This window comes from Gordonia sp. ALPHA1B1 (genome assembly GCF_005502615.1).
Taxonomy (GTDB): Bacteria; Actinomycetota; Actinomycetes; order Mycobacteriales; family Mycobacteriaceae; genus Gordonia; species Gordonia hongkongensis.
Window position 1 is genome coordinate 13,537 of sequence record NZ_SCOC01000022.1, and the last position, 18,857, is coordinate 32,393.

At 68.8% G+C, this 18,857-nt stretch carries 18 protein-coding genes and 1 pseudogene; 12 read left to right on the forward strand and 7 right to left on the reverse strand.

The features are described 5' to 3' along the window. Positions 1-25 precede the first annotated feature (25 nt). Positions 26-424 carry a hypothetical protein gene (locus tag FFS52_RS15305; protein WP_065629138.1) on the forward strand — a complete coding sequence of 133 codons (399 nt, stop codon included), beginning with the start codon at positions 26-28 and terminating at the stop codon, positions 422-424. A gap of 123 nt (positions 425-547) precedes the next feature. Beyond that, a complete protein-coding gene (locus tag FFS52_RS15310; protein WP_171011650.1) occupies positions 548-1,075 on the forward strand; it encodes an NlpC/P60 family protein in 528 nt (175 codons plus the stop codon). Here the strand turns inward: FFS52_RS15310 and FFS52_RS15315 are convergent. Next, positions 1,050-1,619, reverse strand: coding sequence for a hypothetical protein (locus tag FFS52_RS15315; protein WP_137810191.1), 570 nt, complete (start codon positions 1,617-1,619; stop codon positions 1,050-1,052). The genes FFS52_RS15310 and FFS52_RS15315 overlap by 26 nt on opposite strands. Before the next feature lie 153 nt (positions 1,620-1,772). On the opposite strand from FFS52_RS15315, the gene FFS52_RS15320 reads away from it, so the two are divergent. Continuing rightward, complete coding sequence (locus tag FFS52_RS15320) at positions 1,773-2,567, forward strand: VOC family protein (RefSeq protein WP_137810192.1); 795 nt, start codon at positions 1,773-1,775, stop codon at positions 2,565-2,567. Positions 2,568-2,967: 400 nt separating this feature from the next. On the opposite strand, the gene FFS52_RS15325 is transcribed toward FFS52_RS15320, so the two are convergent. Continuing rightward, positions 2,968-4,116, reverse strand: coding sequence for a TDT family transporter (locus tag FFS52_RS15325; RefSeq protein WP_137810193.1), 1,149 nt, complete (start codon positions 4,114-4,116; stop codon positions 2,968-2,970). Between the two features lie 102 nt (positions 4,117-4,218). On the opposite strand from FFS52_RS15325, the gene FFS52_RS15330 reads away from it, so the two are divergent. Further along, positions 4,219-5,136: a LysR family transcriptional regulator gene (locus tag FFS52_RS15330; RefSeq protein ID WP_137810194.1), complete on the forward strand. Its 918-nt coding sequence runs from the start codon at positions 4,219-4,221 to the stop codon at positions 5,134-5,136. A gap of 35 nt (positions 5,137-5,171) precedes the next feature. Here the strand turns inward: FFS52_RS15330 and dmpG are convergent, their stop codons facing one another. The 3 genes from dmpG to FFS52_RS15345 form a co-directional block, all read right to left on the reverse strand. Beyond that, entirely contained in the window at positions 5,172-6,266 is a 1,095-nt protein-coding gene (gene dmpG / locus FFS52_RS15335) for a 4-hydroxy-2-oxovalerate aldolase (protein ID WP_058251174.1), read from the reverse strand. Then, complete coding sequence (locus tag FFS52_RS15340; RefSeq protein WP_058251175.1) at positions 6,263-7,168, reverse strand: acetaldehyde dehydrogenase (acetylating); 906 nt, start codon at positions 7,166-7,168, stop codon at positions 6,263-6,265. Before FFS52_RS15340 ends, dmpG begins: the two co-directional genes overlap by 4 nt. A 62-nt stretch (positions 7,169-7,230) precedes the next feature. Further along, positions 7,231-8,019 carry a 2-keto-4-pentenoate hydratase gene (locus tag FFS52_RS15345; RefSeq protein ID WP_137810195.1) on the reverse strand — a complete coding sequence of 263 codons (789 nt, stop codon included), beginning with the start codon at positions 8,017-8,019 and terminating at the stop codon, positions 7,231-7,233. Between the two features lie 144 nt (positions 8,020-8,163). Between FFS52_RS15345 and FFS52_RS15350 the strand changes: the two genes are divergently transcribed. The 6 genes from FFS52_RS15350 to FFS52_RS15375 all read left to right on the forward strand — a co-directional run bounded on the left by FFS52_RS15350 (position 8,164) and on the right by FFS52_RS15375 (position 14,486). Then, a complete protein-coding gene (locus FFS52_RS15350; protein WP_058251176.1) occupies positions 8,164-8,976 on the forward strand; it encodes an enoyl-CoA hydratase/isomerase family protein in 813 nt (270 codons plus the stop codon). Beyond that, a complete protein-coding gene (locus FFS52_RS15355) occupies positions 8,976-10,106 on the forward strand; it encodes an acyl-CoA dehydrogenase family protein (protein WP_137810196.1) in 1,131 nt (376 codons plus the stop codon). Before FFS52_RS15350 ends, FFS52_RS15355 begins: the two co-directional genes overlap by 1 nt. Then, complete coding sequence (locus FFS52_RS15360) at positions 10,103-11,188, forward strand: acyl-CoA dehydrogenase family protein (RefSeq protein ID WP_137810197.1); 1,086 nt, start codon at positions 10,103-10,105, stop codon at positions 11,186-11,188. Before FFS52_RS15355 ends, FFS52_RS15360 begins: the two co-directional genes overlap by 4 nt. A 133-nt stretch (positions 11,189-11,321) precedes the next feature. Next, positions 11,322-13,061 (forward strand): 3-oxosteroid 1-dehydrogenase, encoded by a 1,740-nt coding sequence (gene kstD / locus FFS52_RS15365; RefSeq protein WP_137810198.1) that lies wholly within the window; start codon positions 11,322-11,324, stop codon positions 13,059-13,061. Positions 13,062-13,065: 4 nt separating this feature from the next. Continuing rightward, positions 13,066-13,929, forward strand: a complete 864-nt coding sequence (locus FFS52_RS15370) for a MaoC/PaaZ C-terminal domain-containing protein (RefSeq protein ID WP_137810199.1) — start codon at positions 13,066-13,068, stop codon at positions 13,927-13,929. 125 nt (positions 13,930-14,054) lie between these two features. Beyond that, complete coding sequence (locus tag FFS52_RS15375) at positions 14,055-14,486, forward strand: hypothetical protein (protein ID WP_058251180.1); 432 nt, start codon at positions 14,055-14,057, stop codon at positions 14,484-14,486. A gap of 52 nt (positions 14,487-14,538) precedes the next feature. Here FFS52_RS15375 and FFS52_RS15380 read toward each other — a convergent pair whose 3' ends face one another. Further along, complete coding sequence (locus FFS52_RS15380) at positions 14,539-14,724, reverse strand: hypothetical protein (protein ID WP_058251181.1); 186 nt, start codon at positions 14,722-14,724, stop codon at positions 14,539-14,541. 219 nt (positions 14,725-14,943) lie between these two features. Between FFS52_RS15380 and FFS52_RS15385 the strand changes: the two genes are divergently transcribed. Further along, a complete protein-coding gene (locus tag FFS52_RS15385) occupies positions 14,944-16,602 on the forward strand; it encodes an MFS transporter (protein ID WP_137810200.1) in 1,659 nt (552 codons plus the stop codon). 13 nt (positions 16,603-16,615) lie between these two features. Then, positions 16,616-17,911 carry an SLC13 family permease gene (locus FFS52_RS15390; protein WP_137810201.1) on the forward strand — a complete coding sequence of 432 codons (1,296 nt, stop codon included), beginning with the start codon at positions 16,616-16,618 and terminating at the stop codon, positions 17,909-17,911. A gap of 33 nt (positions 17,912-17,944) precedes the next feature. Here FFS52_RS15390 and FFS52_RS15395 read toward each other — a convergent pair. Then, positions 17,945-18,773, reverse strand: a pseudogene (locus FFS52_RS15395) (MerR family transcriptional regulator). Positions 18,774-18,857: the final 84 nt, after the last annotated feature.

The window sequence follows — 18,857 nt, forward strand, 5'->3', positions numbered from 1 at the left end:
CGTGACCCGGGCGGCAGGGGTTCGGATGGCAGGGGCTCCCGGGGGTTCCGACCGTTGGGCGAAGGCGCCCGACTTCCAGAACGATCCGGACCGGCTCGCCCGGGTTCACGAGGCCACCCGCCGCGACCGCGAGCACTACCTGCAGGGCGGGATGCGCGAGATCGAGTGCCGGGCATGCCACGCCTGTGTGCTGGTGAAGAAGACCAGTTCGTTCCACACCAGCGTGCAGTGGAACGCCGACGCCCGGGACCGCTGCCTCGGCCTCGAGCAGATGCGCGCCGGCGGCGACGACGGGAACGGCCCGCTGCTGCCCGGAGCGATGATGCCGACGTGCGCCCGGCTGTCGGCGAGCATCGACCACGGGGTCACCGAGGGCATCATCCCGGCCGAGTCGCCCGCCACCGATCCCGACGGCTACTGGTGATCGGTTAACCGGAACTGCAGCACCATTAGATAACACAAGGCTCAGGCATCACACCGGTCACACGTTCGTCACTCCTGGGGAACGATCGACGACACGCCGTCCCGCCTCGGCCAAGCTGTCGTCATGTCCGTTTCGATGACGCGCGCCAGGCGCGTGACCTGCACCATCGCACTCACTGCCGCGTTGTCGGTCGGCGTTCCCCTTGCCGGCTCCCCCCTCCTCGACACCGGTCACGCCGCGGCCGCGGGATCGTCGGATTCCTCCGGGTCGGTCCCGATCTATCTGCCGATCCCGACCACCGTCGGCCTCAACGCGCTCGGGGCGGCGATCACCCAGATCGGCAAGCCGTACAAGTGGGCCGGCGTCGGCCCGCATTCGTGGGACTGCTCCGGGCTGGTGCGGTGGGCGTTCTACACGACCGGCGTCCAGCTCCCCCGGACCAGCCAGCAGCAGGCGAAGGTCGGACACGCGATACCGTTTCGCGTCCTGGCACCGGGCGACATCATCATCTTCGGTCGCGACGCCGGGCACGTCGGCATCTACGCGGGCGCCGGTCGGGTGTTCAACGCCTACGGCCCCAACGGCGTCCCCATCGGCTTCACGAAGTTGAAGGACATGGGCTACATCAAGACGATTCGTCGGTTCGGTTGATCTCGGCTCGGTCGGCGGCAGCCGCACGGGGCCACACGGTGCTCAGCACCCATAAACCGACGACGACCAGGAGCAGGATCGCGACCACGACGGTCCCGATCAGTCCGTAACCCGCCTGCATCTCGGGGAGGTCGGCGTCGAGCGCCTCGGACACGCGGTCGGAGAACAGATGCGCGGCGGGGTCGCTCAGCGTGCGGAGGCCGACGACGAGCACGATGACCGACGCCAGCCCGATCAGGCCGATGGCGGACGGGCGCAGGCGTGGGCGCCACCAGCCGAGGGCGGCGACCACCGCGATCACGGCACCGAGCACCACCACGCTCAGGCCCGGGCGGCCGGTGTTGTCCTCGAAGAAGAACGCGACATCGTCGTCGCTGGCGCCCAGGATCGTGACGCGTCCCAACCCGGTGATCGACGGCTCCACGCCCTCATCGGTACTGCCCCACTGCACCTGTGCCAAGAGCACCAGCAGCAAACCACCCGCCAGCATCGTCGGCCACGCGAGGCCGCGGAGTCGTTCGACCGTCCCTGCATGCTTGGTCATCCGATCAGGGTGCCATGAGCCGACGTCGGTGGATATGAGTCGCACTATCCGCAACGCCGTCCGCGACCGATGAGTTTGCGCGACCCTGTCAGTCAGAAGTTCCGACGGGCAGTCGTCCACCAGTTCACGCGGAGCAAGAAAGAGGACCCAGCAATGGCAGAGTATGCAGCCCCCTCCGGGGCACCGATCTGGTTCGACCTGATGAGCAGTGACACCGCGAAGGCCGAGGAGTTCTACGGCGCGATCTTCGGCTGGGAGGCCGAGGCCCCCGACGAGGAGATGGGCGGTTATCGCAACTTCAACAAGAACGGCAAGCGGGTGGCCGGTCTCAGTCCGGTGATGGAAGGCGCCGGGCCGCCCGACATCTGGACGGTGTACCTCCACACCGAGGATGCCGATGCCACGGTGAAGTCCGTCGAATCGGCCGGGGGCTCGATCATGGTGCCGCCGATGGCCATCGGCGAGGAGGGCACGATGTTGATGGCCTTCGACACCGCGGGGGCGGCGATCGGGTTCTGGCAACCGAAGAATCACAAGGGGTACACCGAGTTCGGCGAGCACGGCACGCCCTACTGGTTCGAGTGTCAGAGCATGGACTACGCCAAGTCCGTCGAGTTCTACCGGACCGTGCTCGGCGCGCGCATCGAGGAGGTCGGCACCGGTGGCGACCCGGACGCCGTCGGGCCCGACAGCTACGGCCAGATCTTCTACGGTGAGGCGTCGTACGCGGGGATCATGGACTCGGTCAAGCTCTTCCCGGCCGGGGTGCCGTCGTTCTGGCAGGTCTACATCACCGTCGACGATGTCGCTGCCACGGTGAAGCAGGCCGAGTCGCTGGGCGCGGAGATCCTCATGGCCGGCGAGGACACCCCATACGGGACGCTGGCCGCGATCAAGGATCCGATGGGCGCCCTGATCTGTCTGGGACATCCGCCCGCCGGCATGTGACGCGCAGCCGCGGTAGGGCTCGGTGCGCACCGAGTCCTACCGCGCAGGTCATCGGCGGCGTCAAACGTTCATCCCGCCGCAACGCGATGGCCGACGGCACCCTGTAGCGTCCGACTTCCACAGACACGATTCACCGTCATATCGCGTGGAACTCGTCGGCGTAGAACAGGATTCGCATGTCGGCACACGATTCGGCCGTCCCTCCCGGCTCCGTGCAGAGCTACCTCGACGAGGTCCCCACCTGGCGGGACGGCACACCCGCCCGCGCACACTCCGCAACCCGCTACTGCCGGGATCTCGTAGCCCCGCCCTTCCGACAAACCCACCCGTTTTCCGTAAACCCACCCGGTCCGAGCGTGGTGGGTTTACGGAAAAGGGGTGGGTTTGCGGATGCGGCTCCTCACCGCACCCCGGGTGCCCGGAGGAGTTCGCCGGTGACGACCCCGCGAATCGTGCGGACCGCCACGCCGCTCCATGCCAGGACGAGGACCGTGAACCCGGCGACGGCCACGACCTCGAAGACCGTCCCACCGACGGTGAGGGCCAGCGCACTCGAACCCGTGACGTAGGTGCCGAGGGGGAAGGTGAACGACCACCAGGTCATCGCGAACGGCATCCCCGACCTCAGGGTCCGCGCGGTGAGCCGAGCAGCCACGCCGATCCAGAGGGTCGCTGCCACCCAGACGGCGAGGCCATAACCGACCGCGAACGAATGCAGGGTCGCAGCCATGGGCGCGGCTACGACTTGGGGGGCGACGTGGGCCAGCAGGCACGCCGCGGTGACCGATTGGCCGAGCGGTCCGAGGACGATCCACCAGGTGGGAACCATGTGCGCGGCGCCGACGTCACCGGTGCGCAACCGCGACGCCAACAGCCTCATAATGGGGAGCGAGGCGAGTGCGGCCAGCATGAACATCGCGCAACCGATCCCCATCACCACATGCGATGCCCAACCCGCGGGCAGTTGCGCGGTCAGCACCGCGGCCGCCGACGCCGAGACCATCGGGGGGACGACGGGCATCAGCCAGCCGCCGAACGCGTCACCGACCGATGGGCGCCCGACGATGAGATGCCGGTACGGGATGACCACCGCGGTGACGACCCCGCCGATCGTGCCGACGACCCAGCACAGGAGGTCGATCCCCAGCGCCAGATCCCGGCCGATCACCGTCGCTCCGACGACCATCGTGCTGGTCCCGACCGTCATGATCGCCATCGGTACGGCCCCGTAGAAGTGGGCGACGACGCGGTGGGCGTGATGACCGCGGGCGACCTCCGGGTCGCGGACCCAGTGCCGGACCGTGGCGACCAGCACGACGCCGAACACCGCGCAGGCCAACAGCCAGAAAACGGTTGCCACCTCCGCCAGACCCGTGGGCTGCCAGGGCAGGCTGTGCGCGGCGATCGCGATGATCCCCGTGCCCATCACCGCGGCGAACCAGTTGGGCGGCACGTAGGAGGCGCGACGCCGCCCCACCGCGCGGGCTGTTGCGGTCCCGAGGTCCGGTGCTGCGAGTCCGGCGGAGGCAGTGGTCGTGGTCATGTCCATCACGTTCCCGCGAATCCAACGACGCCGGTAGGACCCGAATCGTTGGCAGGGCACAACCGCCGTTTGTATCCGGGGTACCACCGCCGCTTGTACCCTCGAGCGATGGTGCTGAGTCCGCGGATGCCCGACCTCGCGTCGCTGGAGACCCTGCAGGCGGTGGTCGGGACGGGGAGCCTCAACGCCGCCGCGGCCCAGCTCGGCGTCACCCAACAGGCGGTGTCGGCGCGCGTCCGCGCGATGGAGACGCAGCTCGGCGTCGCCCTGCTGACGCGCACGCCGCGCGGTTCGGTGCCGACCCAGTCCGGACGACTCGTCGCCGAATGGGCCGACCGCCTGCTGACGCTGGCCGGCGAATTCGACGCCGGGCTGGCCGCATTACGCCTCGAACGACGTGATCAGCTGCGCCTGGCCGCCAGCCTCACCGTCGCCGAGCACCTCCTGCCCCGCTGGCTCGTCTCGTTCGCCGCACAGCATCAGCCCGCCCCCAAGGTGTCGTTCACCGCGACCAACTCCGATCACGTGTACGACCTCGTCCGTGCCGGCGACGTCGAACTCGGCTTCGTGGAAGGGTCCCGCGTCCAGACCGGTCTGCGCAGCCGGACCGTCGCGCGCGACGAGCTGATTCTCGTCGTACCACCGGGTCATCCGTGGACGCGGTTGCGGCGGCCCGTCACGGCCGCCGATCTCGCGCGCACTCCATTGGTGACCCGTGAGGAGGGCTCGGGCACCCGGGAGTTCCTCGAGCGCGCCCTGGCCAGGACCCTCGGCCCCGGACGCGAGGCCGCGCCACCCGTCCTGGAACTGTCCACGACGGCGTCGGTGCGGGCGGCGGTCATCGCAGGAGCCGGTCCGGCGGTCCTCAGTGACCTCTCGGTCGCCGACGACCTCGGTCACCGGCTCACCCACGTCCCGATAGCCGACCTCGACCTCGCCCGGCCGCTACGCGCGGTCTGGTTGTCGGGCCCACAACCGACCGCCGGCGCCGCGCGCGACTTCCTCGCGCACATCAGCCGGAGCTGAGCGGCAACCGGCGACGGCCCCCGCCGGATTTCTGCTCAGACCCCGGCGTTCGCGTCCTGCTTCTTCTTGAGCTCGAGCGCGATGTCGATGAGCTGGTCCTCCTGGCCGCCGACCAGTTTGCGGCTGCCCGCCTCGAGGAGGATCTCCGCCGCCGAGACGCCGTAGCGTTCGGCGTGGCCCTCGGCGTGCTTGAGGAACGAGCTGTAGCAACCGGCGTACCCCATCATCATCGCCGAGCGGTCGACAAGGCACTCCGACGGCATCGCCGGTCGGACGACATCCTGTGCGGCATCGGCGATCTTCATGAAGTCGACGCCGGTGGTGATGCCGAGCTTGTCACACACACCCACAAATGCCTCGGTGGGTGTGTTGCCCGCACCCGCCCCGAAACGGCGGATCGAACCGTCGATCTGTTGGGCGCCCGCGCGGATCGCGTTGACCGAGTTGGCAACCGCGATGTCGAGGTTCTCGTGCCCGTGGAACCCGACCTGTGCGTCGTTGCCGAGTTCGGCCACCAGGGCCTGGACCCGAACGGTCACGTCCTCGAGGACCAGCGCACCGGCGGAGTCGACGACGTACACACACTGACACCCGGCATCGGCCATGATGCGGGCCTGCTTGGCGATGACCTCCGGCGGCTGGCTGTGGCTCATCATCAGGAACCCGACGGTCTCCAGACCGAGATCGCGCGCGAGTCCGAAATGCTGGATCGAGACATCGGCCTCGGTGCAGTGCGTCGCGATGCGGCAGATCTGACCGCCGTTGTCCTGCGACGCCCGGATGTCGTCCTTGGTGCCCAGCCCCGGCAGCATCAGAAAGGCGATCTTCGCGCGCTTTGCTGTTTCTGCGGCAGCCTTGATCAGCTGCTGCTCAGGGGTTTTCGAGAAACCGTAGTTGAACGACGAACCGCCCAGACCGTCACCGTGGGTCACCTCGATGACCGGCACCCCGGCCTCGTCGAGGGCGCCGACGATGGCGCGCACCTCGTCCTCGGTGAACTGGTGGCGTTTGTGGTGACTGCCGTCACGCAGCGACGAGTCCGTGATGCGGATGTCGAGGGTGTCGGAGTACTTGCGCGCGTTCGCCATCAACTTCGGGTCGCGCGGTGTCAGAACCACATTGGTGCTCATGCGGGAACTCCCAACTTCGTCTTCGCGATCTCTTCGCCGACCTTCGTCGCGGCAGCGGTCATGATGTCCAGATTCCCGGCGTACGGCGGGAGGAAGTCCCCTGCACCCTCGACCTCGACGAAGATGGACACTCGGGCGTGTCCGCCGTTGAGGACGCTCGGCGGGTCGAACTGGGGATCCTGCAGCAACCGGTATCCCGGCACGTAGGCCTGGATCTCCTTCTCCCGCCGGTGGATCGACTCGGCGATCGCATCGGTGTCCGCATCCTCGGGGATGGCACAGAAGATGGTGTCGCGCATGATCATCGGCGGGTCCGCCGGATTCAGGATAATGATCGCCTTGCCGCGCTGCGCGCCGCCGATCGTCTCGACACCCGCCGAGGTCGTCGCGGTGAACTCGTCGATGTTCGCGCGGGTGCCCGGCCCGGCCGACACCGAGGCCACCGACGCGACGATCTCGGCATACGGCACCGGCACAATCGAACTCACCGCATGCACCATCGGGATTGTCGCCTGCCCGCCGCACGTGATCATGTTGGTGTTCGGCGCGTCGAGATGCTCGCGAAGATTGGCCGGCGGCACCACCGCGGGGCCAACCGCGGCCGGGGTGAGGTCGACGGCGATGATGCCCGCCTCCTCGTACTTCGGTGCGTACTCGCGGTGCACATAGGCCGAGGTCGCCTCGAAGATCAGATCCGGACGTTCCGACGACGCCAGCAGTTCGTCGGCACCACCACTCATCGTGATGAGGCCATGATCGGCCGCGCGCTTCATGCCCTCGGAGGCGGCATCGATGCCGACCATCCAGCGCGGCTCGATCACCTCGGAGCGCTCCAGCTTGTACATCAGGTCGGTGCCGATGTTGCCCGACCCGATGATCGCTGCGGTCAGCTTGGCTGCCACGGGTTCCTCCTCTTACTCGGTGAAAGCTGTTGTTGACTCGGTGAATCGAGGGACACTTCGTGTCAGGTGAAGTCGAGGGTGACGCTGCCCAGACCGGCGAAGTCGGCCACGAAGTGATCGCCCGACGAGATGTCGATGGCCCGCGTCGCGGTGCCCGGCAGGATCACGTCACCTTTGCGCAGGCGCACCCCGAAGCCCTCGACCTTGCGCGCGAGCCAACTCACCGCATTCAGCGGATGCCCCAGCACCGCAGACGAGTTGCCCTTCGCCACGATCTCGCCGTTGCGCGTCAGCGTGGCTTCGATGTCGCCGGTGTCGATCTCGGAGATCGGGACGCGCTGCTGTCCGAGAATCCAGCCACACGACGACGCGTTGTCGGCGATCGTGTCGCACAGGGTGATCTTCCAGTCCTTGATCCGCGAGTCGATCAGCTCGATAGAGGGCACCACCCACGCGACCGCGTCGATCACGTCCTCATTGGTGCAGCCCTCGCCCGGCAGGTCCTCGCCCAAGATGAAACCGACCTCGACCTCGACGCGCGGGAAGCAGAGCTTCTCGGCATCGATCGGGGTGTGCTCGAAGTACTGCATGTCGTCGAGCAGATGGCCGTAGTCGGGTTCGTCGACGCCCATCATCTTCTGCATGGCCTCGGAGGCCAGGCCGACCTTGTGCCCCGCGACCTTCGCGCCGGCGTCGAGCCGCTTGCGGATGTTGATCAGCTGGATCTCGTACGCGTCGACCACATCGAGGTCGGGATGGGCGTCGGTGGGGCGGTCGATGGCGGCCGCCGTCGCCTCCGCCCGCGCCAGATCGGCTGCGATCTGCTCGCGAATCCCCTGCTCAACCGTCATCGTGCCCTCGCCTTCCACATGTGAACGCGTTCTAGTTTAGAACACGTTGCAGTCTGCGGGCAGTCCTCGGTCCGATCGTCGCGCATTCCGAGGCGTGACCGAGATCGGCCATCACGCGCGCACCGGACGACTACGGTTCTCGTCATGAGTTCCGAGTCCCCGAATCCCGTCTCGCCGGACACCGACGACACTGGCGAAGCCGTCCTCACGACCTTCCACGACGGCGTGGGACGGCTGACGCTCAACAACCCACGCCGCAAGAACGCCATCACCCTCGAGATGGCCGCGGCGATCGAGGAGTTCTGCGACCGGGTCACCGCGGACGGCAACATCGGCGCGGTCGTCGTCGACGCAGCCGGTTCGTACTTCTGCAGCGGGGCCGACACGCGGATCCTGGCCGGCGCGTCGGCCGATCCGGCGGCACCGGAATCCGTGGCGCAACTGTCCGCGGTCTACCGCGCGTTCGTCCGGGTCGGGTCCCTGCCGGTCCCCACGGTCGGGGTCGTCGTCGGTGGGGCCGTAGGGGCGGGCCTCAACCTCGCGCTCGCCGTCGACCTGCTCGTCACCACACCCGACGCCGTCCTCGACAGCGGATTCCTCGCCCGCGGCATCCATCCCGGGGGCGGGCACCTCACCCTGCTGAACCGCGCGGTGGGGCGGGCCGACACGATCGCGCTCGCCGCCTGCGGTCAGTCGCTGTCCGGTGCGCAGGCGGTCGAACGTGGCCTGGCGTACGCGGCCGCACCGGTTCCGGACATCCCGGCGATCGTCGCCGATCTGACCGGACCCGCCGCGCGCGACCCCGAACTGACGCGCCGGGTGATGGCCAGTGTCCGACTCGAACTTGGCCCGCCGGCGGTGACCTGGGATTCGGCGATCGAGATCGAGCGTGGCGTGCAGATGTGGTCGATGGCCCGCAAGGGGCAGAACTGGTCGTCGCGCGGTCCCGGCCGGTGATGAGCCGGGACGACGTCCTGCGCGCCCTGCGGTCCGAGGTGCGCGACTTCCTGCGAACCGAACTCGCCGAGGGCGCTTTCCGTCCCGACGTAGACAGCTGGATGACGGGTTTCGATCCCGACTTCAGTCGACGACTCGGCGATCGGGGCTGGCTGGGTATGACCATGCCCGCCGAGTACGGCGGACAGGCGCGCTCGGCGGTCGAGCGTTTCGTGGTCACCGAGGAACTCCTCGCGCACGGCGCACCGGTTGCGGCGCACTGGATCGCAGATCGGCAGATGGCTCCGGGAATCCTCGCCAACGGGACGCAGGCGCAGAAGCAGCACTACATCCCGCAGATCTCCGCGGGCACGATGTTCTTCGCGATCGGGATGAGCGAACCCGACGCCGGCTCCGATCTGGCCGCGGTCCGCACCCGGGCCACCGACAACGGGGACTCGTGGTCGATCAGCGGCACCAAGGTCTGGACCACGGGTGCTCACATCGCACACGCGATGGTGCTGCTCGCCCGCACCGAGGGCACACCCGACGATCGGCAGCAGGGCTTGTCGCAGTTCGTCGTCGACCTCCCCCACCCGGACATCGAGATACGTCCGCTGGCGAGCATCGACGGTCAAGCGCACTTCAACGAGGTGATCTTCCACGATGCCGTCGTCGACTCCTCGGCACTGCTCGGCGTGCGCGGAGAGGGATGGCGACAGGTGATGAGCGAGTTGGCCTTCGAACGGTCGGGGCCGGAACGCTACCTCTCCACGCTGCCGTTGCTCCGCACCTGGACCGACCTGCTTCGACAGCACGGCGCGACGCCGCAGCAGCGAAAAACACTGGGCGAGCTGACCGCACAGGCCTGGGCGCTGCGCCAGATGTCGATGCAGGTGGCGCGTGAACTTCAATCCGGCGGCAAACCCGACGTACTGGCGGCGATGGTCAAGGACCTCGGTTCGACCTTCGAAGGAGACCTCGTCACCGCCATCCGGGATGCGTCCGGCGCGATCCCGCGGCGCACCGGCGGGTCGGACTTCGACCGCCTACTGGCTCAATCAGTGCTGCACACACCGGCTTTCACCCTGCGTGGGGGTACCAATGAGATCCTGCGCGGCATCGTCGCGCGCGGACTGGGGATGCGATGACCGATCTGGCAACAGAACTCGCCGCCGCGACGGCCGCCATGGTTGCACGGTTTCCCGTCGACCTGCGAACCCCGGCCACCGAGGCCGACAACGCGCTGTGGAAGGCGCTGACCGAAGCCGGATTCACCGCTCTCGACGTCCCGGAGGCGGCCGGCGGTCAGGGCGCCGATCTCGCCGATGCCCTCGTGGTCCTCGGCACCCTCACTGAAGCCGGGGCGGTCACCCCGTATGCAGAACACGCACTGCTCGCCGGTTGGCTCGCGGGCAGCGTCGGACACGCCCTCGACGGCGTCACCGCGACCGTAGCGGTCGTCGACGACGGAACCGTGGTCCGGTCCGCTGATCGGATTCAGTTCAGCGGCAGGGCAATCGGCGTCCCACGCGCCACGACGGCCGATGTCATCGCGGTACTGGCGGCGACCGCGGACGGTCCCGTGATCGCGGTCGTCAATCGTCGCGAACCGGGGCTTCGGGTCGAGCCCGGCACCGATCCCATGGGGTTGGACTGCAGCGACATCGTCTTCGACGACGCCGAGGTCACGTTCTCCGCCTCGTCGCCGGTCACGGTCGACGATCTCCGCACGCGTGGGGCGCTCGTCTACGCGGTCGCCTTGGCAGCCGCAGCGCGGGCAGTCCGCGAACGCACGGTCCGGTATGCCGCCGAGCGGGTCCAGTTCGGCCGGCCGTTGACGAAGTTCCAGGCCATCCAACAGAGGCTCGCGCACATGGCCGCGCAGAGCACGATGATGGAGACCGCCGCACGAGCAGCGACCGACGCGGCGTCGGAAGACATCGTTACGGCCCGCGACGCGATCGCCGCCGCGAAGATCGTCACGTCGCGGTCCGCGCACGACGTCGCGGCCGCGGCCCATCAGATCCACGGGGCCATCGGGTTCACCGCCGAACATTCCCTCGGCCGGTTCACCACGGCGTTGTGGACCTGGCGCGACCGGTACGGGACCGAGCACGAATGGTCGGAGCAGTTGGCGGCGCGCATCCTCGACGACGGCCTCGACCCCTGGCACGTCATCACCGGCGCGTCCGATCCCGTCGCACAGTCGACGAGAACAGCCGCACAGTGAACGAGTTCAGACGCACAGTCGACAGGTTCGGGCGCACAGCCGACGGGAACGGGAGCACCCCTGGCGTGGCATTTCTGAAACGTGTTCTAATTCAGGTAGAACACGTTCCAGCTGCGCGCACGAAGGGGACCCCATGGCCGGCTCGACCGAACCAGAACAGACCAGTACCCAACCCGAGACCCCTGGACCCGAGACCTTCGACGTCGTCGTCGTCGGGGCCGGCGCTGCGGGCCTGAGCGCGGCGATCACCGCAGCTCAGAAGGGCTTGTCGACGGTCCTGATCGAGAAATCGCCGTACTGGGGCGGCTCGACGTCGCGCTCGGGGGGCGGGGTCTGGATCCCGAACAACTCGGTCCTCCGCCGCGACGGCGTGACCGACACCCCGGACAAGGCCCGCGAGTACGTCCACGCGATCATCGGCGAACACGCGCCCGCCGACCGCATCGACGCCTACATCGACCGCGGACCCGAGGCGCTGGACTTCCTGATGGCGCACGCCCCCCTCGACCTCGAGTGGGTCAAGAACTACTCGGACTACTACCCGGAGGCACCCGGCGGACGGCTCGCCGGACGGTCGATCGAGCCGCGGCCGTTCGACGCACGCCGCCTCGGGGATGACCTGAAGACCCTGCACCCGCAGTACACCAAGGCGCCGCTGAACATGGTCGTCCTGCAGTCGGACTACCGCTGGCTCAACACCGGCCTGCGTCACTGGCGCGGTCCGCTGCGCATGGCGAAGGTCGGCAGCCGGTTCTTCTGGGCGCGCAGCCGCGGCAAGAAGCTGATCGCCATGGGCGCAGCACTCGCGGCCGAGCTCCTTCTCGGCGTCCGCGAGGCGGGCGTCCCGGTCCGACTGAACACCGGACTCGCCGACCTCATCACCGAAGACGGCCGCGTGGTCGGCGTGATCGCCGAATCCGACGGCAAGCGCGTCGAGATCCGGGCCCGCCACGGCGTGATCCTCGCCTGCGGCGGGTTCGAGCACAACGACGAGATGCGCAAGAAGTACCAGCGCGACCCCATCGGTTCCGAGTGGACCACCGGCGCCCCCAGCAACACCGGCGATGGCATCAACGCCGGACTCAAGATCGGCGCCGCGGTGTCGCTCATGGACGACGCCTGGTGGGGGCCGACCATCCCGCTGCCGCGCGGTCCGTGGTTCGCGCTGTCGGAGCGAGCGGTACCGGGCACCTTCATGGTGAACACGCGCGGACAGCGCTACATGAACGAGTCGCTGCCGTATGTCGAAGCGGTGCACCAGATGTACGGCGGGGAGTTCGGCCAGGGCGAGGGGCCCGGCGAGAACGTGCCGTCGTGGCTCGTCTTCGATCAGCGTTGCCGCAACCGCTATCTCTTCGCGGGCATCAGCGCGCGACAGCCGTTGCCCAAGAAGTGGTTCGAGTCGGGCGTCGTCGTGAAGGCCGACAGCATCGCGGAACTCGCCGAGAAGATCGGCGTCCCGGCCGACGCGCTGACCGCGACCACCGAGCGGTTCAACGGCTTCGCCCGTAAGGGCGTCGACGAGGACTTCGGCCGGGGCACAAGCGGTTACGACCACTACTACGGCGACATCACCAACAAGCCCAACCCGAGCCTCGGCGAGGTCAGCAAGGGCCCGTTCTACGCGGTCAAGATGGTCCCGGGCGATCTCGGCACCAAGGGCGGGATCAACGCCGACGCCTCGGGCCGCGCCCTGCGGGCCGACGGCTCGGTCATCGAAGGCCTGTACGCGGCGGGCAACACCAGCGCGCCGGTCATGGGGCACACCTACGCCGGCCCGGGCGCGACGATCGGTCCGGCCATGGTCTTCGGATACCTGGCCGCCACCGACATCGCCGCCAAGGCCGCCACCCCGACATCCACAGGAGCCTGACCCGATGCCCATCGACCTCTCCGTCGCCCTCGGTGCCGAACTGCCCGAGGTGAGCTTCGAATGGTCGGCGTCCGACGCCGCCCTCTACAACCTCGCGGTGGGTGCCGCAGCAGACCCGATGGACACCACCGGGCTCGAGTACATCCACGACGCGACGCCGAAGGTGCTGCCCACCTTCGCCACCGTGGCCGCCGGGTTCCACACCACCGAGCCCCCGAAGGTCTCGTTCCCCGGCATCGACATCGACCTCGCGAAGGTCGTCCACGGCAGCCAGCAGGTGACCGCCTACCGGCCGCTGCCTGCTGCCGGCAAGGCGACCACCCGCACCCGGATCGCCGAGATCCAGGACAAGGGTTCGGCCGCGGTGATCGTGCAGGAGTCGGTGACCACCGACGACGGCGGGCAGACCCTCTGGACGTCCCGCTCGTCGATCTTCGCCAAGGGCGAGGGCGGATTCGGCGGCGAACGCGGGTCGTCGGCCAAGGTCGACTACCCCGACCGTGCGCCGGATCATCGGCTGACCGTTGCGACGCTCCCCCAGCAGGCACTGCTCTACCGCTTGTGCGGAGACCGCAACCCGCTGCACTCCGACCCCGAGTTCGCTTCCCGCGCGGGCTTTCCCCGGCCCATCCTGCACGGCCTGTGCACGTACGGCACGGTCTGCCGCGTGATCGTCGACGAAGTCCTCGGCGGCGACGTGACCGCGGTCGCCGACTACTCGGCGTCGTTCGCGGGCGTGGTGTTCCCGGGCGAGACCCTCGCGGTCGAGGTCTGGGAGGACGGCTCCCGGTTGCTGGCCACCGCGACCGTCGTCGAGCGCGACGGCGCGAAGGCCCTCGGCAATGTGGTCTGCGAACGTCGCCAGTAGTACCGACGCCGCGGCGGCTCGGGCGCAGCAGCCCCGAGCCGCTGTCTGGTGGGGCCAGTACGCTACACACGCGGCCCGCGAGGCGGCCCGCAGGTTCCACGTCGCATATCCCCGAGGAGACGCCCATGAGCGATTCGCTGACGCCCCTACTCGCCGACAACCGCAGTGCACTGGTGACCGACCTCGTCGGTGTCATCGACGCCGAGGTGGCCGACCAGTCGGGTCTGAGCGGCGCTGCTGTGAAGACCGCCTACTCCGCGGTGCAGAAGGTGAAGCCCGGTGTCGTGCGCAGCGCCACCGATCAGATGGCCGAGGACTTCCTGAAGGCGCTGGCGCCGTTCTGGGACTCCAAGCCTGCCGGTGTCGCCTTCGGCGATCACCTCTCGGCCAACGGAGATGCCGCGGCCGAGGCCCTGCTGTCGGTGACCGACCAGCAGGCCGAGACCGCCAAGCCCGCACTCGCGAAGGCGTACAACTCGCTGCGCGGCAAGGGGAAGAAGTACGTGATCGCGGCACTGCCGCGTCTGGGTGCCGCCATCGAGCGGCACGCCGCCTAGCAGTCGGCGCGCGCGTCGTCGGCGGTCGCACCGCCCTCCCCAGAGGGTCGGGTCAGACCGCTGACGACGCGATGGCCACGAGTGCCACGACGACGCCGATGAGTGCGGCGAGCATCGACAGCACACGCCACACATGGACGCGGGCGGGCGAGATCTCGGTCCCGTTCGGGGCGACGTCGGGCGATGCGGCAGCGGGAGTAGCAGCGGCGGGGGTTCGTGCGATTCGGGGTGAGGCCATGACCTGTCACCACTTTCGGTTGTCCGGGGCCAACGGGGACCGGCGCGGTCTCGCGTTCGCCCGGTATCGATACTGCAGTGATAAATGTGTCACAAGTTACTCGAGTAGCGTCGGCGCCCACATAGCGTGTCGCGATAACGAAACCGCAACACCGCGGTGGCGGCGAACGTGCCGACCGAACCGGTTCCGTATGCCGACCCCGAAAGCGCAGGACGCCGAATGAGATTACCGTCCGCCATCCGCCTCGACGCCCGGTCCGCCTGGCTCGTCCTCGTCGCCTGCCTGTCGGTCAGCATGGTCGTGGCCGCCATGGCCGCCCTCAACACGGCCCTGCCCGACATCGCGATCGACACCGGCGCCGACGCCGGTCAGATGACCTGGATCGTCGACGGTTACACCCTGGCGCTCGCGGCGCTCCTGCTCCCGGCGGGCGCGATCGGCGATCGGCTGGGACGCCGCGAGGTACTGATCGCCGGCCTGCTCCTCTTCGGCATCGCCTCACTGGTGGCGATCTGGGTGGACGGCCCGACCCAGCTGATCCTGGCCCGGTGCTTCGCCGGTGCCGCCGCGGCGCTGATCATGCCCACCACCCTGTCGCTCATCACGTCCGGGATGCCGGAAGGTCAACGCGCGGTCGGGATCAGCATCTGGTCGGCGATCGCCGGCGGCGGCGCCATCGCCGGCTTCCTGGTCACCGGGCTCCTCCTGGAGTTCTTCTCCTGGCACTCGATCTTCATCACCTTCGCCGCCGCGTCAGCCGTCGCGGCCGCACTGTGCCTGACGATCGGCACCTCCAAGGACAGCGACCCCGGTCGCTTCGACATCCCGGGGACCGTCTGTTCGGTCCTGGCCATCACCGGCGTCGTCCTCGGTCTGCTCGAGGCACCTCATCGCGGCTGGGCGGATCCCGTTGTCCTGATCTGCATCGTGGGCGGCGTCCTGCTCGCCGGCGGGTTCGTCGCCGTGGAACTGCGCTCGACGTCACCGCTGTTCGACGTCCGGTTGCTCGGCAACCGCGCCTTCGGGTCCGGGGCGCTGTCGGTCGCGGTCCAGTTCCTCGCCTCGTTCGGCATGTTCTACCTGCTGCTGCAACTGCTGCAGCTGGTCTTCGATTACACCCCGCTGCAGTCGGCGGTCGCGCTGATGCCGTTCGTGGCCGGCGTCGGCCTCACCACGCTCATCGCGAACTGGCTTGCCGTACGACTGGATTCGCTCAAGTTCGTCATCGCCGCCGGCGCCCTGCTGTCCGGCGTCGGGCTGATCCTCCTCGGATCGTTCCGGTACGAGACGTATTGGACGCTCGCCGGCGTGGTCGCGTTGATAGCGGTCGGGATCGGTCTGGCGTCGGCACCCGCCACGACGGCCATCATGTCCAACACCCCGCTCGACAACCAGGGCGTCGGCTCGGCCGTGAACGACACCGCCCGGGAGATCGGCGCCGCGATCGGTATCGCGATCGCGGGCAGCATCGTCGCCGCGGGATACCAGTCGCGCATCGGCGAGACCGCACAACTGGCCCGCGATCAACTGACCGCCGCCGGTGAGCAGCGCATCGCCGCCGGCGACACCGCCGGCGGCCAGGCCATGGTCGCCCAGGCCGACCAGGCCGGGACGCTGATCGAGCGATCCCTCGCCGAGGCGACGGTCGTCGTGGACCGGTTGTCCGGTCAGGCCGCATCGCTCGCGGAGAAGATCGCCGACGGCAGCCAAGAGGCGTTCTACGTGCCGTTCGAGTACGCCTGCCTCGTCCTGGGCGGGATCATGCTCGTCAGTTCGGTCGCGCTGCTGTGGCTCACGCCGCGACGCGTCGTCGAGGTGCCGCCGACCATCGAGTCCGACCCCGACCAGGACCGCGACGACACCTACGCCCGCCACTGAGTAGCCTGTCCCGGTGGTACTCACCGCGGACAGCGTCGCCGGCACCCTGGTCGGAGTCGCCGCCCTGCTCGTGGTGATCGTGGCAACCGTTGTCGCCCAGCGTGTTCCGGCCGTTGTGGTCGCCGCACCGGTCGCCGCGCTGCTCCTCGCGCTCGGCCTGGCCGATCTCGAGCAGGCCGCCGACGAGATCGCCACGATGGCGCCAACCATCGGCTTCCTGGCCGCGATGCTGGTGATCGCCGACGCCTGTGCCCGCGCCGGGGTCTTCACCTGGATCGGCGCCCTTCTGGCCCGGTGGAGTCGGGCCTCGCCACATCGGTTGTTGCGCATCGTCTTCCTGGCCGCGGCGACGACGACCGCGGTCCTCAGTCTCGACACCACGATTGTCCTGCTGACGCCGGTCGCCGTCGCCACCGCGCGGCGGATCGGGGCGCCGGTGACCCCGGTCGCGTTCGCGAACGCCCACCTGGCCAACACCGCGTCGACCCTCATGCCGGTGTCGAACCTGACCAACCTCCTGGCGTTCACCGCGACCGGGCTGACCTTCCTCGGGTTCACCGGCGTCATGCTGGCGCCCTGGATCGCCGCGATCGTCGTCGAATACCTCATCTTCCGGATGTACTTCGCCGACTCCCTCGCGCGCGCTGCCCCAGCAGCCGATTCGATCGCCGGCGATCCGGCTCCGGTGGATGCGCCGCCCCGCCCCACCCTCATGCTGGTGATGCTCGGCCTGCTGCTGCTCGCCTTCGTCGTGACCGAACCGCTGGGCGTCCCATTGGGCGCGGTGGCCGGCGTGGGCGCGGTCGCCTTCACGGTGCCGCGGCTGCTCGACGCACCGCTGCCCACTGTGCGGGAGACGGTGCAAGCCCTGAACATCCCGTTCCTCGGATTCGTCGCCGTGCTCGGTGTCGTCATCCTCCCGGTGCGAACCGGCCCGATCGGCGACTGGATCGGCAACCTGATCCCGGATGACTCATCACTCCTCGCGCTGCTCGCGGTCGCCGCGCTGGCCGCGGTCCTCGCCAACCTGGTGAACAACCTGCCCGCCACCCTGCTGCTCATCCCGCTCGTCGCCCACGAACCCGGCCTGGTCCTGGCGATGCTCCTCGGCGTCAACCTCGGACCCAACCTCGCCTACTTCGGGTCGCTGGCCAACCTGCTGTGGCGCGACATCATGCACCGCGACGGCTCCGGCGGGGGCACGGGCGCCCCGACCTCGCGCGAGTACCTACGCCTCGGCGCACTCACCGTTCCCGCCACGCTCGTCGTCGCGGTGGTCGCACTGTGGGGCGTGCTGCGGCTGACCTGACGCGCCGCCTCGGTACCTGGTGTCGGGCTGCCATCATTCCGGCGGTGTGCTCGTGCCGAGGATCGGCCAGCAGATCTCGGTGGTGGTGAACGCGGTCGGATCGGCGATCGTGCCGCCGAGGTAATGCTCGCGGATCGGGCCCTGACGGCTGATCAGGTGCTCGTTCGCGAATGTGCCCAGGGCCCCGTAACTGCGATCGATGCCGTCGTGACCGCCGGCGTGGGCGAGTACCGCGTACTCGGCCGGCGGCAGAACCTCGGCACGGACACCTTCCGGAGGGGTGGCGGATGGCGGCGCGGGGACGAACATGGTTGCCTCGCCGCGTGATTCGAGGAACAGGGCGCGGTCATAGAGACCGCCGGGCACGACCGCCACCGGCGCGCCGGCCGCCGTGGCGACCGCGTCCCGCAGCGTGCTCAGCGTCACCGCGAACCAGTCGTCGATCTCCGCGGTGTCGATGGTGCCGCCGACGGACCACACGGCCAGCGCGGGTTCGTGGCGCACCGCGATCGACGCGGGGGTGCATACCGGCGAGAGCAGTTCGCGCAGGGCGCCGACGCTGTCCCGAGTCTGCTGGAGCTGCGCCTCCATCTGCTCGAGATGAGTCGTGATGATCTCGGTGCGCGTCGCGGCATCGTCCGCGCTCAGCAGCGCCTTGATGTCGGGAATGGACATGCCCAGAGATCGGAACCGGCGGATGATGTGCGCGTGGTCGACCTGGCCGGTGTCGTAGAAGCGATAGCCCGTGTCGGAATCGACCTGGGGCCGGTTCGAGAATGCCGATGTCGTGGTAGTGCCGTAACGCCTTCCGGCTCAGGCCGGTCATCACCGCGAAGTCACCGATCGAGACCCGTGCCCCCATGTGCGTCATCCTCGGTGATCCGGTGTGCCAGGTGAGAACATCGTGCAACCTTCCCCTGGGGCAAGGTCAACACTGCAGCATGCT

Excerpts from the sequence above, each read along its gene's own strand:
- FFS52_RS15385 (WP_137810200.1), top strand. The coding sequence starts at position 14,944 with ATGAGATTACCGTCCGCCATCCGCCTCGACGCCCGGTCCGCCTGGCTC.
- FFS52_RS15350 (WP_058251176.1), top strand. The coding sequence starts at position 8,164 with ATGAGTTCCGAGTCCCCGAATCCCGTCTCGCCGGACACCGACGACACT.
- FFS52_RS15330 (WP_137810194.1), top strand. The coding sequence starts at position 4,219 with ATGGTGCTGAGTCCGCGGATGCCCGACCTCGCGTCGCTGGAGACCCTG.
- dmpG (WP_058251174.1), bottom strand. The coding sequence starts at position 6,266 with ATGAGCACCAATGTGGTTCTGACACCGCGCGACCCGAAGTTGATGGCG.
- FFS52_RS15315 (WP_137810191.1), bottom strand. The coding sequence starts at position 1,619 with ATGACCAAGCATGCAGGGACGGTCGAACGACTCCGCGGCCTCGCGTGG.
- FFS52_RS15345 (WP_137810195.1), bottom strand. The coding sequence starts at position 8,019 with ATGACGGTTGAGCAGGGGATTCGCGAGCAGATCGCAGCCGATCTGGCG.
- FFS52_RS15325 (WP_137810193.1), bottom strand. The coding sequence starts at position 4,116 with ATGGACATGACCACGACCACTGCCTCCGCCGGACTCGCAGCACCGGAC.
- FFS52_RS15355 (WP_137810196.1), top strand. The coding sequence starts at position 8,976 with ATGAGCCGGGACGACGTCCTGCGCGCCCTGCGGTCCGAGGTGCGCGAC.
- FFS52_RS15305 (WP_065629138.1), top strand. The coding sequence starts at position 26 with ATGGCAGGGGCTCCCGGGGGTTCCGACCGTTGGGCGAAGGCGCCCGAC.
- kstD (WP_137810198.1), top strand. The coding sequence starts at position 11,322 with ATGGCCGGCTCGACCGAACCAGAACAGACCAGTACCCAACCCGAGACC.
- FFS52_RS15310 (WP_171011650.1), top strand. The coding sequence starts at position 548 with ATGTCCGTTTCGATGACGCGCGCCAGGCGCGTGACCTGCACCATCGCA.
- FFS52_RS15370 (WP_137810199.1), top strand. The coding sequence starts at position 13,066 with ATGCCCATCGACCTCTCCGTCGCCCTCGGTGCCGAACTGCCCGAGGTG.
- FFS52_RS15380 (WP_058251181.1), bottom strand. The coding sequence starts at position 14,724 with ATGGCCTCACCCCGAATCGCACGAACCCCCGCCGCTGCTACTCCCGCT.
- FFS52_RS15320 (WP_137810192.1), top strand. The coding sequence starts at position 1,773 with ATGGCAGAGTATGCAGCCCCCTCCGGGGCACCGATCTGGTTCGACCTG.
- FFS52_RS15375 (WP_058251180.1), top strand. The coding sequence starts at position 14,055 with ATGAGCGATTCGCTGACGCCCCTACTCGCCGACAACCGCAGTGCACTG.
- FFS52_RS15360 (WP_137810197.1), top strand. The coding sequence starts at position 10,103 with ATGACCGATCTGGCAACAGAACTCGCCGCCGCGACGGCCGCCATGGTT.